At 48.5% G+C, this 15,471-nt stretch carries 20 protein-coding genes; 1 reads left to right on the forward strand and 19 read right to left on the reverse strand.

Annotation, left to right across the window (positions count from 1 at the left end):
* Positions 1–21: 21 nt before the first annotated feature.
* From dnaB to AOA63_RS10915, 14 genes are all read right to left on the reverse strand, one after another.
* Positions 22–1,350, reverse strand: coding sequence for a replicative DNA helicase (gene dnaB / locus AOA63_RS10850; protein WP_053959709.1), 1,329 nt, complete (start codon positions 1,348–1,350; stop codon positions 22–24).
* Complete coding sequence (lonC, locus tag AOA63_RS10855; RefSeq protein ID WP_053959710.1) at positions 1,347–3,230, reverse strand: Lon family ATP-dependent protease; 1,884 nt, start codon at positions 3,228–3,230, stop codon at positions 1,347–1,349. Before lonC ends, dnaB begins: the two co-directional genes overlap by 4 nt.
* Before the next feature lie 27 nt (positions 3,231–3,257).
* A complete protein-coding gene (gene rplI, locus AOA63_RS10860; protein WP_053959711.1) occupies positions 3,258–3,698 on the reverse strand; it encodes a 50S ribosomal protein L9 in 441 nt (146 codons plus the stop codon).
* Positions 3,698–4,675, reverse strand: coding sequence for a hypothetical protein (locus AOA63_RS10865; RefSeq protein ID WP_053959712.1), 978 nt, complete (start codon positions 4,673–4,675; stop codon positions 3,698–3,700). The genes rplI and AOA63_RS10865 overlap by 1 nt, the downstream gene beginning before the upstream one ends.
* A 239-nt stretch (positions 4,676–4,914) precedes the next feature.
* Entirely contained in the window at positions 4,915–5,145 is a 231-nt protein-coding gene (rpsR, locus tag AOA63_RS10870; protein WP_020375183.1) for a 30S ribosomal protein S18, read from the reverse strand.
* A gap of 81 nt (positions 5,146–5,226) precedes the next feature.
* A complete protein-coding gene (locus AOA63_RS10875) occupies positions 5,227–5,631 on the reverse strand; it encodes a single-stranded DNA-binding protein (protein ID WP_053959713.1) in 405 nt (134 codons plus the stop codon).
* Positions 5,632–5,646: 15 nt separating this feature from the next.
* Positions 5,647–5,940, reverse strand: a complete 294-nt coding sequence (gene rpsF / locus AOA63_RS10880) for a 30S ribosomal protein S6 (protein ID WP_020375185.1) — start codon at positions 5,938–5,940, stop codon at positions 5,647–5,649.
* 303 nt (positions 5,941–6,243) lie between these two features.
* Positions 6,244–7,296, reverse strand: coding sequence for a D-alanine--D-alanine ligase family protein (locus tag AOA63_RS10885; RefSeq protein WP_053959714.1), 1,053 nt, complete (start codon positions 7,294–7,296; stop codon positions 6,244–6,246).
* A 99-nt stretch (positions 7,297–7,395) separates the two neighbouring features.
* Entirely contained in the window at positions 7,396–7,611 is a 216-nt protein-coding gene (locus tag AOA63_RS10890) for a DUF951 domain-containing protein (RefSeq protein WP_053959715.1), read from the reverse strand.
* Entirely contained in the window at positions 7,586–8,389 is an 804-nt protein-coding gene (locus tag AOA63_RS10895) for a mechanosensitive ion channel family protein (RefSeq protein ID WP_053959716.1), read from the reverse strand. The genes AOA63_RS10890 and AOA63_RS10895 overlap by 26 nt, the downstream gene beginning before the upstream one ends.
* Positions 8,389–8,955: a CvpA family protein gene (locus AOA63_RS10900; RefSeq protein WP_053959717.1), complete on the reverse strand. Its 567-nt coding sequence runs from the start codon at positions 8,953–8,955 to the stop codon at positions 8,389–8,391. The genes AOA63_RS10895 and AOA63_RS10900 overlap by 1 nt, the downstream gene beginning before the upstream one ends.
* A gap of 26 nt (positions 8,956–8,981) precedes the next feature.
* Positions 8,982–9,344 (reverse strand): hypothetical protein, encoded by a 363-nt coding sequence (locus AOA63_RS10905; RefSeq protein WP_053959718.1) that lies wholly within the window; start codon positions 9,342–9,344, stop codon positions 8,982–8,984.
* Complete coding sequence (locus tag AOA63_RS10910) at positions 9,341–9,937, reverse strand: tetratricopeptide repeat protein (protein WP_053959719.1); 597 nt, start codon at positions 9,935–9,937, stop codon at positions 9,341–9,343. Before AOA63_RS10910 ends, AOA63_RS10905 begins: the two co-directional genes overlap by 4 nt.
* A complete protein-coding gene (locus AOA63_RS10915; RefSeq protein WP_053959720.1) occupies positions 9,934–10,923 on the reverse strand; it encodes a YkvI family membrane protein in 990 nt (329 codons plus the stop codon). The genes AOA63_RS10910 and AOA63_RS10915 overlap by 4 nt, the downstream gene beginning before the upstream one ends.
* A 73-nt stretch (positions 10,924–10,996) precedes the next feature.
* On the opposite strand from AOA63_RS10915, the gene yyaC reads away from it, so the two are divergent.
* Positions 10,997–11,563, forward strand: coding sequence for a spore protease YyaC (gene yyaC, locus AOA63_RS10920; RefSeq protein WP_082343904.1), 567 nt, complete (start codon positions 10,997–10,999; stop codon positions 11,561–11,563).
* Here yyaC and AOA63_RS10925 read toward each other — a convergent pair.
* From AOA63_RS10925 to rsmG, 5 genes are all read right to left on the reverse strand, one after another.
* A complete protein-coding gene (locus tag AOA63_RS10925; protein WP_082343905.1) occupies positions 11,555–12,091 on the reverse strand; it encodes a DUF4446 family protein in 537 nt (178 codons plus the stop codon). The genes yyaC and AOA63_RS10925 overlap by 9 nt on opposite strands.
* Positions 12,092–12,105: 14 nt before the next feature.
* Positions 12,106–12,807 carry a DUF554 domain-containing protein gene (locus AOA63_RS10930; protein ID WP_053959721.1) on the reverse strand — a complete coding sequence of 234 codons (702 nt, stop codon included), beginning with the start codon at positions 12,805–12,807 and terminating at the stop codon, positions 12,106–12,108.
* A gap of 73 nt (positions 12,808–12,880) precedes the next feature.
* Positions 12,881–13,774 (reverse strand): ParB/RepB/Spo0J family partition protein, encoded by an 894-nt coding sequence (locus AOA63_RS10935; RefSeq protein WP_053959722.1) that lies wholly within the window; start codon positions 13,772–13,774, stop codon positions 12,881–12,883.
* Positions 13,767–14,528, reverse strand: a complete 762-nt coding sequence (locus AOA63_RS10940) for a ParA family protein (RefSeq protein ID WP_053959723.1) — start codon at positions 14,526–14,528, stop codon at positions 13,767–13,769. Before AOA63_RS10940 ends, AOA63_RS10935 begins: the two co-directional genes overlap by 8 nt.
* A gap of 166 nt (positions 14,529–14,694) precedes the next feature.
* The gene (gene rsmG, locus AOA63_RS10945) at positions 14,695–15,408 is read right to left on the reverse strand and encodes a 16S rRNA (guanine(527)-N(7))-methyltransferase RsmG (protein WP_053959724.1); all 714 of its coding nucleotides are present in this window, start codon (positions 15,406–15,408) and stop codon (positions 14,695–14,697) included.
* Between the last annotated feature and the right edge of the window lie 63 nt (positions 15,409–15,471).

Genomic DNA, 15,471 nt, shown 5'->3' on the forward strand with positions numbered 1-15,471 from the left:
CCCTTCTGACTTAAAATACGTCTACACTTCGACAGGCGTCGTATTAAAGAATTTACCAATATCTTTTTTAAACAACAGATTGACGGTGCCTGTCGGTCCATTGCGCTGTTTGGCTACGATCAATTCAGTAATATCGGGATTGGCTGCGTCCTTCGTATAGTAATCTTCCCGGTATAGAAATGCGACGATGTCCGCATCTTGTTCAATAGCACCCGATTCGCGAAGGTCTGATAACATGGGGCGTTTGTCCTGCCGGCTTTCAACAGCCCGAGACAACTGGGATAACGCCATCACTGGAACATCGAGTTCGCGTGCTAGAGCCTTTAAAGACCGGGATATATCGGAAATTTCTTGTTGCCGGTTCTCTGCACGCCGTCCTGACATAAGCTGCATATAGTCTATAATAATCAGACCAATGTTATGCTGTGCCTTCATTTGCCGAGCCTTGGCTCGCAGTTCCAAGGCTGAAATGCCGGGGGTGTCATCAATGTAAATGGGAGCTTCACCTAAGCGTCCGAGCGCATGGCTCACGACAGCCCACATATTGTCATCCATTTCACCCGTTCGCAATCGTTGCGACGGCAATTCCGCTTCTGCGCTTAATAACCGCAGCGCCAGCTGTTCTCGTGACATTTCCAGGCTAAAAATAGCCACCGGAGTATGATCATGCAGGGCCACATACCGCGCTAAGTTCAAACACAGCATGGTTTTTCCCATTGACGGACGAGCCGCTACAATGATGAGATCGGATTTTTGAAGACCCGCCGTCATGCGGTCTAAATCATGAAATCCAGTAGGCAATCCTACGAGTTTGCCTTTATTGGCGTAAAGCACCTCGAGACGGGTAAATGTCTCTAAGAGCACTTGATGTAGACTCACATAATCACGTTGTCCTGTTTGTGCCAACGCAAACAGTTCTTTTTGCGCCCGGTCGACTAACTCTTGCGCCGGAAGCTCATTTTGATAGGCATCCGCCACGAGCTTGGTAGAAACCGAAATAATGCGGCGAGTGATCGACGATTCCTTGACAATCCGCGCATAGTATTCGACATGGGCTGCGGTGGGAACCGCCGAGGCGAGCTCCATAAGATATGCTAAACCGCCTACGGCTTCAAGTTGTCCCTTTTGCCGGAGTTGTTCACCCACAACGACGACATCGAGGGGCTTGGCTTGGTTAAAAAGCTCCATAGCCGCCTCAAAGATTTTGCGGTGAGGTTCATGATAAAAATCACCGGGCTGCAAAATTTCTACAGCCTTGGCCACCGCTTCGGGATGAATGAGCATAGAGCCTAAGACCGAAATTTCGGCATCCGGATTGTGCGGCGGCGTCCTAACAGCATCAATACTCACACTAACACCTCAGCTAATACCTCTTCGACCGTACTGACAAAAAGAATTTTCATATCCCCAATGCCCGGAGGAACATCACCGGCATTGTCCTTGGGAACCAACACTGTCGACAACCCTTGTTGGCGGGCCCCAAAAATCTTTTCGGGGATCCCCCCCACGGGCTTAATCCGTCCGGATAACGACAATTCGCCAGTAATCGCTACCGTGGGCCGGATGGGAATTTGGGTTAGAGCACTATAAATGGCCGTAAAAATGGCGACTCCGGCCGAGGGGCCATCAATATTGCCTCCACCCACGACATTAACATGAACATCATATTGGGTGAGGTCCCGCCCCGTCAATTGCCTGAGAACAGTCGCCGCGTTAAAGACCGAATCTTTGGCCATCGATCCCGCGGTATCGTTGAATCGCCAGCGCCCTTCACCGTCTTTTTCACGGGGAAAGACCGTTGCTTCGATTTCTAAAACCAGTCCTTGAAATCCGGCGACTGCTAGCCCTAAAGATCGTCCCACAATGGGCTCCCGGGAAATCGACGGGCGAACGGGAACGAGCCTAGAGCGACTAATCACATCTTTCATGACGTCGACATCGATAATCTTAGGTCGTTCATTGCGGCGCAGGTAAGCGACCGAAAAGGCATCCGCCAACAATCCCACCGCTTTGCGACCTTCCAGGGTATATTGACCAATCAAATTGGCCGCATCTGGCGTAATCGCCACCTGTAATTTCTCTGCCGCTTGCATGACAATCCGTTTGATATCATCAGGTGTTAACGGATCAAAATAAATTTCGGCGCAACGCGAGCGCAAGGCCGGGGAGATTTCCTCGGGGCTACGTGTGGTCGCCCCAATCAGAATGAAATCAGCGGGTGCGCCTTCGGAAAATAATTTGTGCACATACTTTGGAACATTGGGATCCGTTGGATCATAGTACGGGGAATCAAAATAAACGCGCTTATCCTCCAGTACTTTAAGGAGTTTATTTTGCAAAATCGGATCCATTTCCCCAATTTCGTCGATAAAGAGCACGCCCCCATGACTATCCGTGACCAATCCCGTCTTCGGTTCAGGAATGCCACTTTCAGCAAGGTCCCGGCGCGCTCCTTGATATATGGGATCATGAACCGAGCCCAACAAGGGATTGGTAATCTCGCGCGGATCCCACCTTAGAGTTGTTCCATCCGCCTCCACAAAAGGGGCATCCTCATTAAAAGGACTCTGCGGAACCGTCCGGGCCACTTGCAAAACCAAGCGCGCCACGGTTGTCTTCCCGACACCAGGAGGTCCATATAACAAGACATGCTGCGGATAGGGGGAAGCCAATTTGGCTAAGAGGCTGTCAATAGCGTCTTCTTGGCCGATGACTTCCTCGAGTCGTTCGGGGCGCATCACCTCTAAGGCCGACTGGGTCAAACCGCCCTGGTCAAGTTTCACCAACTGGGCAAATTTCTTTAAGGTTTCAGGTGTTTCAGGACCACCATCTTCTTTCAGAATTTGATTGCGTATATCCCGTACGTAATCCTCATGCCGTTCTTGCATTTTTTCAGCAATGCGTTTTTCGAGGTCGTCTTCCAGGGTTCGGCGGGCTAAAATATCGGCGAGTTCATCTTCCAACTCGTCCAGTAAAGGTCCGATTTCTTTTTTGGTTGGCACTTCATTAAACGAGGGATCTTCCCGGACTAATTTCGCCAGAGCCAGGGTCCTTAACCCTAGATCGTCAGAGCGCAGATATTTGAGAGCCTGCAATTTTCCGGCCCGCAATATTAACCGTTCTGGACCATAAATTTGCATCAAAATTTCATGCAATGCTGCAACCCGGCGTTCTAGAGTATTTGCCTGTTTCCGTGCTTTGGGTTCTGGTTTCTTTGCGTTATCTGCCATACTCACCCTCCTTACCCCGCTAGACACTTATTCCGGGAGTACCTGCAAAGTAAACTCTGCGCTAATATCCTGGTAAAAGTGACAATGTACGGTATACGTGCCCACATGACGAATGGGCTCGATTTCTAGTTTCTTTTTGTCAATGTGATATCCTCGGCTATTAAGTAAATCTGCCACGTCTTGCGTGGTAATGGCGCCAAACAACCGGCCTTGATCTCCGCTCTTCGCCCGCAGAATGAAACTTTGCCCTTTGAGCTCTTTCGCAAGCCGGCGATATTGGTCGAGCTCTTTTTGATGTTGAGCTTGTTGCCGGGCTTGTTCGCGCTTTATCTGCTCTTCCCGCGATTTTGTTGCTTCAGCAGCCAATCCTTTGGGTATCAAAAAGTTCCTTGCGTACCCATCTTTGACTTCAATAATGTCCCCTTTATTACCACTGCCTCGCACATCTTGCAACAGAATCACTCGCATTACATGGGCCTCCTTAACGTCAACAGATAGTCGCGTAAATTCCAAATGCTTTCATATAATCCTAAAAGACTAAGCAGTGCCATCCCGACCCATGACCCTAAAGACCACAGTCCTAGTAGGCCAACCCGGTAAAATTTCGGTAATCCGGATAATTCACCAATTCGCCATAGCACATTGACTCCCAAAACGAGGTAAGCCGCCATGGCCACGATAAAAATTTCGACGATACCGACGGGAACATGATGATCCACTACTTGACTGACAACCAGCGCCGCCAAATCCGCTGCAGTAATCCACAAGACCCACTTCGGCATGCGCCAACGGCCGAAAAAGGGAACTTGAGCGATAGGCAATTCTACTAATTCTGCGAAAAACGCCAGAACCAGAAAGATTCCTGTACCCCAAAATACTTGATCGGCCATAAATCCTAAAAACCAGTATTGGGGAATCCAGCCTAACCATGCATTCAAGCCGAACCATGGAGCCAATAACCTCATCGGTCTTATGCTCCACATCATTAAGGTATGAAGTGGATGAGGATAGTACGTTTGGGCAATCAGGTATTGACTCAGCCCCATCGCGAGGACCGTGCCGACCCACCGCCAAGCCGCTTTTTTATGCGTACGATAAGCCCAACCCGTAGCCACCGTGACGGGTACTGCCGCTAAAACAAAGAAAACATCCCACGCCGATCCTCCGGGAAATAAAGGAATAGCTGCAATTTCAAGAAGGACCATCAAAAAGGTAAACCGCCAGGCCCGGCGCATTACCGTAAGACTTAACCCAAGCGGCATGATGGCGCGGACTAACGGCTGCCATTCAGGGGCGATGACCAGCCATCCACTGAGCATAACGGCCAGGGAAGATAAAAAGGCGATTTCGCTGATGAGTTCGAGTCGCCTTAAATAGGCCGTCATCCGGCGTTGACCTTCTACGGTTTGCAAAGCCGTTTCAATCGGTTCCGGACTCCAGATCATGCCTGACACTCCTGCCTTTACGTTAGTAACTGCTTATCACATATTCAGTCCCCGGGACCATATGAGAACGGGGTGATAATGATCGCAACAGGAATCGTCTCGCAATTTCTGCATTCCATGGCATCATGATCTTCATAACCCTTGTTATACCCTACAATACCTTAGCAAGCAATCTTGTACCGATATAACAAGGGTCGATGAAGAATAAAAGAGCACGCGTGGCGTGCTCTTTTGTCTGTTTATTCAATGGTGAAGGGCAAGAGCGCCATATTCCGAGCACGCTTAATGGCTACCGTCATTTGCCGTTGGTGCTTGGCACAGTTTCCGGAAATTCTCCGGGGAAGAATCTTGCCACGTTCGGTAATATACCGTCTTAGCCGAGATGCTTCCTTGAAATCGACGTACTCCACTTTATCCACACAAAATCCACAGACCTTTTTCTTGGGCCGCCGGCCTCGTTCTTTACGCATAGGCACAACCTCCTTTCATACTGTCGTAGTGTCTTCTTGTCTAGGACAAACTCGTTTGGGTTGTTCCGTTAGCTATGCTGGTTAGAAGGGTAGATCGTCTGGAAATGCCACATCATCCGTCATCGCCACGTCTGGCAAGGGATTAGAGCTCGAACCTTGACCATCTTTGGGTCGATCTAAAAACCGTACGCTATCCGCAATCACTTCTGCCACCCGCCGCTTACTTCCGTCTTGCGCTTCGTAGCTTCGAATTTGTAGGCGGCCTTCTAGGGCTATGAGTCGCCCCTTCGTTAAATGGTTGCCCACGGTCTCCCCTAATTTTCGCCAGGCTACACAGTCGATAAAATCAGCTTCCCGTTGTCCTTGTTGATTGGCGAACGGACGATCGACCGCAAGAGTGAATGAAGCCACAGGCACTCCCTGAGGCGTGTAGCGCAATTCGGGATCGCGGGTTAAACGACCGATGAGAATAATGCGGTTTAGCATTCGGCTCCTCCCCTTCTAATCGTCAAGACGTACAATGATGGACCTCACCACATCATCATGGATCTTTAGTACACGGGTAATTTCGTTCGCGATATCTTCGGAACCGTCGTAATCGAAGTCGACGACCATGTAGAAACCTTCGGTCAGTCCGTTAATCTCGTAGGCTAGCTTGCGGCGACCCCACTTGTCCACTTTTGTGATTGTTCCCTGTTGTTGGGTAATCACATCGTTGAACCGATCTATGTCGGCTTGGGTTTGCTCTTCGCCTAAATCCGGTTTCAAAATGTACATGAGCTCATAATGAGCCAAACTTTTCACCTCCTCCACGGTCACCCGCCCTCGCGGGGGCTCCGTATTCCACCGGAGCAGGGTGGTGTGAGCATTCGCTCAAACAGACATAGTGTAACAGCTAATCATCATATTGGCAATGAACAAGCTACATCTGCTGCTATAGCGCGTTGTATGTTATCGTCAAAACGCTCCAAGCGATATCGACCTGTCTAGGTCAAAAAGAAAAAGCCTGCAGATTTTCTGGTGTAGTCCCGTTATCGAGAGAGAAAATCCGGCAGGTCGATGGGTTTCAAGAAAATGTGAGGCGGGTCATAACCTTCGTTACGCATTCATGGGTTGAGGCGTAATGCCCATGGCCAAGTAAATCAGCCGTTTCATTAACTGCGAAAATTCCAAGCCATACGCTTTGGCCGCTTTGGGTAACAATGAATTCGGCGTCATGCCAGGAATCGTATTGACTTCCAGAAGGATCGGTCCTTCATTGGTGAGAATAAAATCACTACGAGAAAAGCCGCGGCATCCAAGAATTTGATGAGCCCGGACGGCGAAGTCTTGAACGCGGCGGGCACTTTTGTGATCGATCTGGGCTGGGCAGATTTCATCCGAGCCGCCATCCGCATACTTCGAAGTAAAATCGAAGAAGTTCCCGGCATGAGGAACAATCTCAATTACCGGTAATGCCGTCACAGAACCGTCATAATCCTCTAAGACAGCACACGTCAATTCTCGGCCCACTAATTTTTTTTCCACCAACAGGGGCACCCCCACGTCCGCATGTTCTTCCAAAGCTTGCCGTAAAGCGTCGCGGTTATCTGTCATATGAATGCCAACACTCGATCCGCCTTCGTTAGGTTTCACAACTAACGGATAACCAAGACGCGTTTCAATTTGCGGAATCAGCCGCTCAATCGATTCGGCCTTAGTGGGAGGAATATAAAATTCAGGAGCTGTTGGTAAACGGTGAAATTGGAACAACTCTTTGGCTCGGTGTTTGTTCATCGCCAAGGCCGAGGCCAAAGGACCACTACCCGTATAAGGAATGTGTAAGGTGTCGAGCACCGCTTGAATTGTTCCGTCTTCCCCGAAGGCACCATGAAGTGCGATAAACACCACATCGGCATCTTCTAACAATTGAAGTCCCTTTAAGGTTTTTTGCCGGGGTGGCGCAGAATGAATTAAGGCCGATGGATGCATCGCATTTTCGGGAAGGTGTCGGGTTTTTTCCCACTCACCATTTTCATGAATCACAATAGCATCCACACAAAAATCATCTAAACTCGCTAAAGCATTAAACACCATGCGTCCACTCGACATCGATACGCTGTATTCAGCCGAGGGTCCCCCCATTAAGACCATGACGTGCGGTTTTGTCATTAAAATGCCTCCTTGACCCTGGGATCTTTGGATCTTTGTTTCTTCAATAACGGTTTGTTGGGCACATTACTTATTATATTTATGCGCCAATCTCATGCTTCAGTGATTCGAATCGGCGGCATTCTCCGCGACACTCACGATGCGCTTCACCGCACGCTCAAACGTCTTACGGGGAATCATAATCCGGTGCCCACATTTTTGACATTTTAGGCCAAAATCAATCCCGGTGCGTGTGATTATCCACAATTTATTCCCACATGGATGAGGTTTTTTCAACTCGACCACATCGTTAAGATGATACTGTATTGGTCCCATTGCTCGCCAATCCTTTCCCTGTTCCTGCAAATCGTATCGAATGACGGTAAAAGGATTCCACGACACATTGTCGAATCCAATGATCGACGCGGCTTTGTGTACTCAGGGTGGCCGGTGCCGTAATACTCCATGTTATCGTACCGCTGGTAAAGGCGGTAATGCCGGATAACGAGGTGCCGGGTACTTGGGATTGTGCCGTATTAACGGCTTCTTCTAGCGCTTTTTGAACCGTCTTAGGGTCTTCTCCCGCATCAACCGGAATTGTAACGGTCACTGATAAGGTTCCGCGGCTATGGTTTTTCACTTCCAAGATGAGACGATTAGGAATAATGACGGTCTCCCCAGTTGAACCGGTTAAGCGCGTGATACGAATCCCTACCTCTTGAACCAACCCAGATAGGCTAAGAGCTGGAAATGTCACATAATCACCGACACCAAACTGGTCTTCATAAAGTAAAAACATACCCGTGACGACATCCTGGACAAATCCTTGCGCGCCAAAACTGATGGCTAATCCAAAAATCCCAGCCCCCGCGATTAACGAGGTTGTCTGCACATGAAACCGTGCTAAAACCATCACCACCACAACAAAATCGGTTACATAACGAACCACGGAGGTTAACAACCGATAAAGAGTAATACGCCGTTGGCTCTGTGCACTTTTTCCCTGTTCTAAACGTTTAAAAATCCTGCCGACGACCCTGATAAAAATGCTGGCTAGGATAATAATGACGGCGGCTTCAATCGAATCTGAAAGAAAATGGTGGGGTAAATGCATTAGAGAAATGTCCCTCCTGGTAATTTGGCGATGTGGCCAAATAACCCTGCGAGGGTCATGACCAATCGATCATGGCGTAACGCCGTCGTTAATGGACTATGATTTAATAATGGTAAAGCAAAAATTATCGTCACCAATAAGCCGATCAGGATCCCATGCTCGGCTAATCCAGCAATAGCGCCCCCTAATTTGTTAAGAAAACCGGTAATACGCAAGGTTTTCACAACCCGGGTCAAAAATTCTCCTATTAAACGGCCGATAAATTCTACGGCGCCGACGATGACCAGAAATACGAGGAGGGCCACAAGCATGTGGATGAGATTGTCGGCTTGGATGGTGTATCCGGGAACCGTGGATGCGGGTCCGGGTAATAAATGCCTTGTCCACCGGGCAATCGGCAAGGTGGTCATCAATGATTGGGTAAGCGCTGCTTGGTATTGAGTGGCAATGATTATACCCATGATATATCCCGCCAAGCTAAAGAGAACAGTAACAAGCCCCCGCCTCAATCCACTGACGGCACCAATTGCAATATACAAGAGGATGGCTAGGTCTATCCAATGCACTCCCAAGTTCCCCCTATCTTCGGCATTTATACCCGGCGGTGAGGATGCGGCCACAACCATAATATATAGGCTGTTAAAAGAGCTAACAATCCAGGATCAACCTTCGCCCCTCCTTGAGCAAGAGATAATTTGGCGGCGATAAAAGCGCCGATCCCCGCAACAGCGGCTATCCCAATGTCTTCGATAATCATTCGGCTCGATCGAGGTTTCCACAATGCAATCCCTACTTGAACGGCCAGCACCGCCAAGATAAATTCGGCCAGAAAGCGCGCCACCATGACGCCAGAAGTGACGTGAGAGGTCCACACTTCTAAGACGACAATGGGAAGTACAATGGATACGGCTACACCCAAAATCCTGCTAAGCCGTTTTGACTTTTTTTGCCTCACAGTTTCCCCCGTCCTAATAGCCAGATGGCGAGGATAATGCCGAGAATAACCCAGATCCATTGACGCAGGAACACGCCCACTGGAATCCATTCTTTTTTACCTAGTTTGCCCATTGGCATCAGCGGGCGTTCTTTCGCCAATTGCCGCGTTTCTAATCGTTGTGATCGCTTCAAGTGAGCGACAGATTGGCCAATACGCCCCATGCGGCGATAAGCGATGGCAAGGTTCCTGTGCGCTGGAGGATATTCCGGATCACCTTGTAATGCCAAGGTATAATGTTTTATGGCTTCGTCAATCTGTCCGCGTTCCAGATAAATATTGCCTAAGTTGGTTAGCGAAGGCACATGCATTTTTTCCTTGGATAAGGCATAAAGAAAATATTTTTCAGCGTGATCGAGTTGGCCGGTTTCCGCATAAATAACCCCTAACTTGTTATATCCTTCAGGACGCTCAGGATAGACATCCATTATCCGGTTAAAAATTTTCATCGCTTCATCCCGGTCGCCCGATTCCCAAGCCTTAGTCCCTTGTGCCAACCATAATTGACCTTCAGCGTCCCATGTTTTTGGTCCGGTACCATTTGAGTTATTCAATGCCTATTATCCGCCCCTCTTGAAGACACAAACAATGGTAACCACAACATTATCGCTAATGATCCCATAACCGGATAGAGGTTTTTCACAAGTGCTTGAAAACTCCATTGAGTGAACGCTAACACAATCCATAACCCAACGAGATACCGTTTTCCGTATCGTTCGCGCAACACAAAGACGATCCCAATACCCGTTGTTAAGAGCGCCAACCACAGGCTTAGGGCATAGAAAATGCCCAGATGCGTGTTGATGCGGTAGGCAACCGTTAACATCGGCAAATCATTGACGTGTGATAGCCCCACTAGGACATGGTGTTCTAAGGTGAGTAATAACCCAAGAATGACGCCACCTAAAGTGGCAGCATACCATGCTTCCCGGCTTGAGTGTAGCTTGGACCCCAAACCTAACAGAACCATCACCGCTGTAAATAAATTATACGACACATAAAGGACCGCTGACAAAAGCCATGCGCCGGGTTCTCTCGCATCCAGCGCAAGGGAGGATGGTAAGGGGGATAACACGCTCGTGAGCAGAGTAATCAAAATGAGATAGGGAACTATCACGCCATTGGCTTTGGTAATGCCATCCACACCCCAATATCCCACGTAGAGGATGATAGCCAGGGTAAAGATCTTGCCTATCCATGGATTCACATGAAAATTGGACAACGTACTGCCACCGCCTGCGATCACTACGATCAATCCCAGTAGCAAAAAAACATCGGTCATGCCTTCGCCCATACGGGCCATATTAGGCGAATAGACATTACTGAGTAGGTGTCCGAAATCCGTAATCCCTTGGCGTCCTTTTTCCAGCGCAATCGCGCCCACGATACTAAAAACGCCTGATGAGATAATGATCCCCATCATGCCGGGAGAGCCAAAACGACTAAAAAACTGCCATATTTCTTGCCCACTTGCAAAACCTGCCCCCACAACAGTACCTACATAAGCTAACGCTACACTAAGAATCACAGCCAGTCGCATAGATTTCCTCCTTTTTAGTACATCTATGACGTGAGTTGGATAAAATAGTCATAGAGAGTTGGGGGGAATCTGTGTGGCGGATATTGTTGGGGTAAACCGGGCGTCGGGGGGATATCAAGAAAAGCGGGTCCAATACGATGCACCCGGTGCTGTGCTCGAGTTGAGCGCGGCCTTAAAATGGTTATGGCGACGGGAAGGCATTCCGGAAACCGTTTTATGTATCGGGACAGACCGGTCCACAGGGGATGCGCTCGGTCCGTTGGTCGGCACGACATTGAGTCAAAAACGGCTTGGGCCCATCCGTATTTTCGGAACATTGGAAGATCCCGTTCACGCAGCAAATCTCACCGACTATATTCGGGCGTATCCATCATTGCTCACGAGCCGAGTATTCGCCATTGACGCCTCCTTAGGACGCCTTCCTGATGTCGGGACCCTGACCGCGGCTTTAGGACCTCTTAAGCCCGGAGCCGGAGTGAATAAGCAACTTCCGGCATTAGGACGCTATCATTTAACGGGAACTGTCAATGTCGGAGGGTTTATGGAGTTTTTTGTTCTACAAAACACACGCCTTAATGTGGTCATGAAAATGGCCTCCTGTATTGCGGAGGCCTTTGTGCAGAGTTTGGGATTAAGTTGAAGAAACAGAAGACGGGGCATTTCGAATGTCATCGGGTCCTTTGGCTAATCGTGTCGTCATCGCTAAATCGATGGCCCGGCGTTCTTCTTGACTTAAGGCATAACGACTATCACGTTCTTTGACCGGCTTGGCATATAAACGGACTTCATTACGAGCCCATAAACTCGTCAAGACAATTCCATCACCAAAATCATTTAATAGAGCTAAAGAAAAGGATAAGTCCGCGCCGGTATCATCAAAAGGATTAAAGCGTACGAGACCGAATTTGGTGAGGGTTTGAGCATGTTTTGTTTCTAATAAGGCGATGCGTTCGTCAAATTGTGCAGCAACGTGCTTAGCGTCCATGGCTTCCCCATAGGTTTTCGCTAGAGATTCCTCAAGATTAATACCTCCTCCGCGCAATACCCGGTTTAGCCTTTTTTTCAGGCGTGCAGCGGATGCCCACGAAGAAAATGCTATAAGCAGGGATATGATCGCGATAGCGGCACTACCGAGTGCAATCCACTCGACGGGTATGGTCGACAGCATCGATGTTCCTCCAATCATAGAAAGTATATGCCATGATTTTTTAGCCACAAAAGCAGAACGGGAAAGAATAAGGCTGGCAACAAATTGCCGATTTTAATGGTATTGTTGTTCAAAATAAAATTGATACCGATGGCGGCAATCATTAATCCGCCAACCACAGTGATGTCGGTCAATAAGATACCTCTGAGGACGGGCGCTAAATCCGATGCCAACAGAGATAGGCCGCCTTCATAGACCACAGTCACCACTGAAGCTGCGATGACACCCCAACCCGCAACCGAGGTCAAAATCATGGCGGTGGTGCCATCTAATACCGCTTTAGTCGCAAGAATGCTGTACGTTCCGGTCAATCCATTTTGTAATGACCCTAATATCGACATGGCTCCGATATTAAAAATTAAAGTACCGGCGATAAATCCCTTGGCAAAACCCGATCGACCTACGCGCGATTCGGCCCATTTACCAAATTGTTCAAGCCGATCATCAATGCGAAGCCACGATCCTAACCACAGGCCCAAGACCATGGACAACAAAGTATTGATGGCATCAGGCAGTGGCCAAGCCATTTTCAAACCAATCAAAATCACCACAACCCCAATAATTCGCAGCGCCTGATCTCGAAATTGTTCGCTGAGGTTACGTCCTCCAAAAATGCCAATCAACGATCCGACAATAATACCCAACCCATTCATTAACGAGCCAGCAACTTGCTGCATTGTTCCTCAAGGAACACTCCTCTCGAATTCACATGATGTCTTGTTCCTCATAAATAATGTTCCTCAAGGAACATTAGACGACAAAATCCCCGGATGCTGCTTGAGGATTCTCTTCAAGAATTTCTAATATCCGCTCCAGTTCCTCAACCGTATGGTAGGGAATTTCAATCCGACCTTTATTGAGATCGCCTTTAACGCGGACTTTTGTTCCAAACCGGCGTCGCAATTGTTCTTCTGTCACTGCAATATGCGCATCCGGTTTTTTGATTGGACGCTCTTTTGTCACCGCCAGCATCGCTACATGGGTTTCGAGCTGACGGAGAGTCCATTCCTCCTTCACAGCCCGTTCCGCCCAAATCAACCGTTGACCGGGATCTAAAGACAACAAAAATTTAGCGTGGGCTACGGTTAATTTTTGTTCAGCCACCCACTCCTGAATCTGTGGTTCTAAACTCAACAACCGTAAATAATTTGCAATATGGGAGCGGGACTTACCCACCCGTTCGCCAATTTGCTCCTGCGTCCAGCCTAACTCTTGGGTTAACTTGTGATAGGCCCATGATTCTTCCATTGGATTTAAATCACTGCGCTGGAGATTTTCCACCAAGGCGATCTCCATCGCTTCTTGATCCGACATAGTGCGAATAATGGCGGGAATCTTATCCATTTGCGCACTTTTGGCAGCCCGGTATCGCCTTTCTCCGGCTACTAATTCATAACCACCGCCTGCACTCGATGGACGAACCACAATGGGTTGAATAACGCCGTGAACCCGGATTGATGCCGACAGTTCATTTAACTCTTCTTCAGCAAAATGACGCCGGGGTTGAAACGGACTGGAATGAATCCGCTCAATCGGAATTTGTTCGACTCCCGATGTCATATCAGCGCCAACACTACCCCCATTATGCGACCCATCCGGAATTAAAGACGACAATCCCCGACCAAGTCCGCGGCTTTTAGCCATTTGCCATCACCTCCTCTGCCAATGCTCGATATCCTTCAGCGCCTCGTGACTTCGGATCATATCGCATAATAGGCAGCCCATGACTAGGAGCTTCACTGAGACGCACTGTCCTGGGAATAACAGCCTGATATACCTTGGAAGCAAAATGTTGTCGAACCTCTTGCGCGACCTGTCCGGCCAAATTGGTCCGTCCATCATACATTGTTAAAACAATGCCTTCCAATTCCAAATGGGGATTTAACCGTGCCGTCACTAAATCAATTGTTGACAATAATTGCGATAATCCTTCCAACGCAAAAAATTCGCACTGCATAGGAATCATAACACGGTCAGCCGCACATAAGGCATTAATGGTTAACAAACCCAAGGACGGCGGGCAGTCGACAAAAATGTAATCGTAACGATCTTTAACAGGTTGCAACGCTTTCTTGAGACGCAATTCCCGCTCTACAGCTTGAGATAAATCCACTTCCGCTCCAGCTAAATCCAACGTTGCCGGAATTAAATGAAGTCCGACAACATCGGTGGGCACCAAAGCTTCCATTACCGGCTGTGATTCTAACAAAACATCATAAATCGACACATCCATCCCTTGCTTATCGATACCCAGTCCTGTCGTCGTGTTGCCTTGGGGATCAATGTCAACGGCCAAGACCCGTTTTCCGGAATCTGCGAGATACGCGGCAAGATTTATCACGGTGGTTGTTTTGCCAACTCCGCCCTTTTGGTTGGCCACTGCGATAATTCGGCCCATTCGTCAGTGCCTCCTGTTGATTCATTCTCGAAGGTAATGCTCAAGCCCAAAAGGATGCAACGGAGAATTTCTTATCTTCCGTCCTTGAATCTGCTTGTCCTAGCGACTCTACACCGAATTATAAACGATTTCTCATGTGCAATGGCCTGTAGTCCCTATCAATCTTTTACTCTTTGGTGATATCCATACCTAACCATTTGGCTCGGCGAGGAAATTGTGGCGGCGTTGTCCGCACTTTAGCCACCCGTACTACCTGTGAGGATCCATTATCGCCATAGGGCTCGGAAATAGCCTCAATGGACCCTCCCAGCTTTTGGCATAATGCCCTTGCCTCATCCACTTCAGCGAGAGCATGTGCCCGTCCCTTGGGAAAAAGACCGCTCCCACCGATTTTTAAAAAGGGCAGGCTTAACTCCAGGGTTATACGTAATGACCCTACCGCACGGGCCGTCACAATGTCGGCTCGTTCTCTGAAATCCTCGTAGTGACGAATGAAATCTTCAGCCCGCTCATTGATAATTTGTGTATTGCTGAGGTTCAAAACTTCAACCATATGCCCCAAATATTCCGCACGTTTTTGCCGGGCTTCAATTAAGTACCAGGTTGTGGAATTCATCAAAATGGCCAACACTAAGCCAGGAAAACCGCCACCACTTCCAATATCAACGGCTGTATGTATTTCTGATAGGCTCACGCCCTGCACGGTTTGCAGCGCATCAAACACCCCATGCACCCACAACTCCTCGGGTGTTCTAAATCCCGTTATGTTAAATGGCGCTTCACGAATTAATGTAATTAATGCTTCAAGACGTTCCTGAATTCCGTGTTCGTCAAGACGCCCCACAAGATCCCCATTCAGCCACGATGGCTTTTCTATCATAATGCCTCCCACAAATGCAATCCATATCTTACGAAAATGACCGCGCGTTATGCGCGGTCACCA

It is taken from the genome of Sulfobacillus thermosulfidooxidans, assembly GCF_001280565.1.
GTDB lineage: Bacteria > Bacillota > Sulfobacillia > Sulfobacillales > Sulfobacillaceae > Sulfobacillus > Sulfobacillus thermosulfidooxidans_A.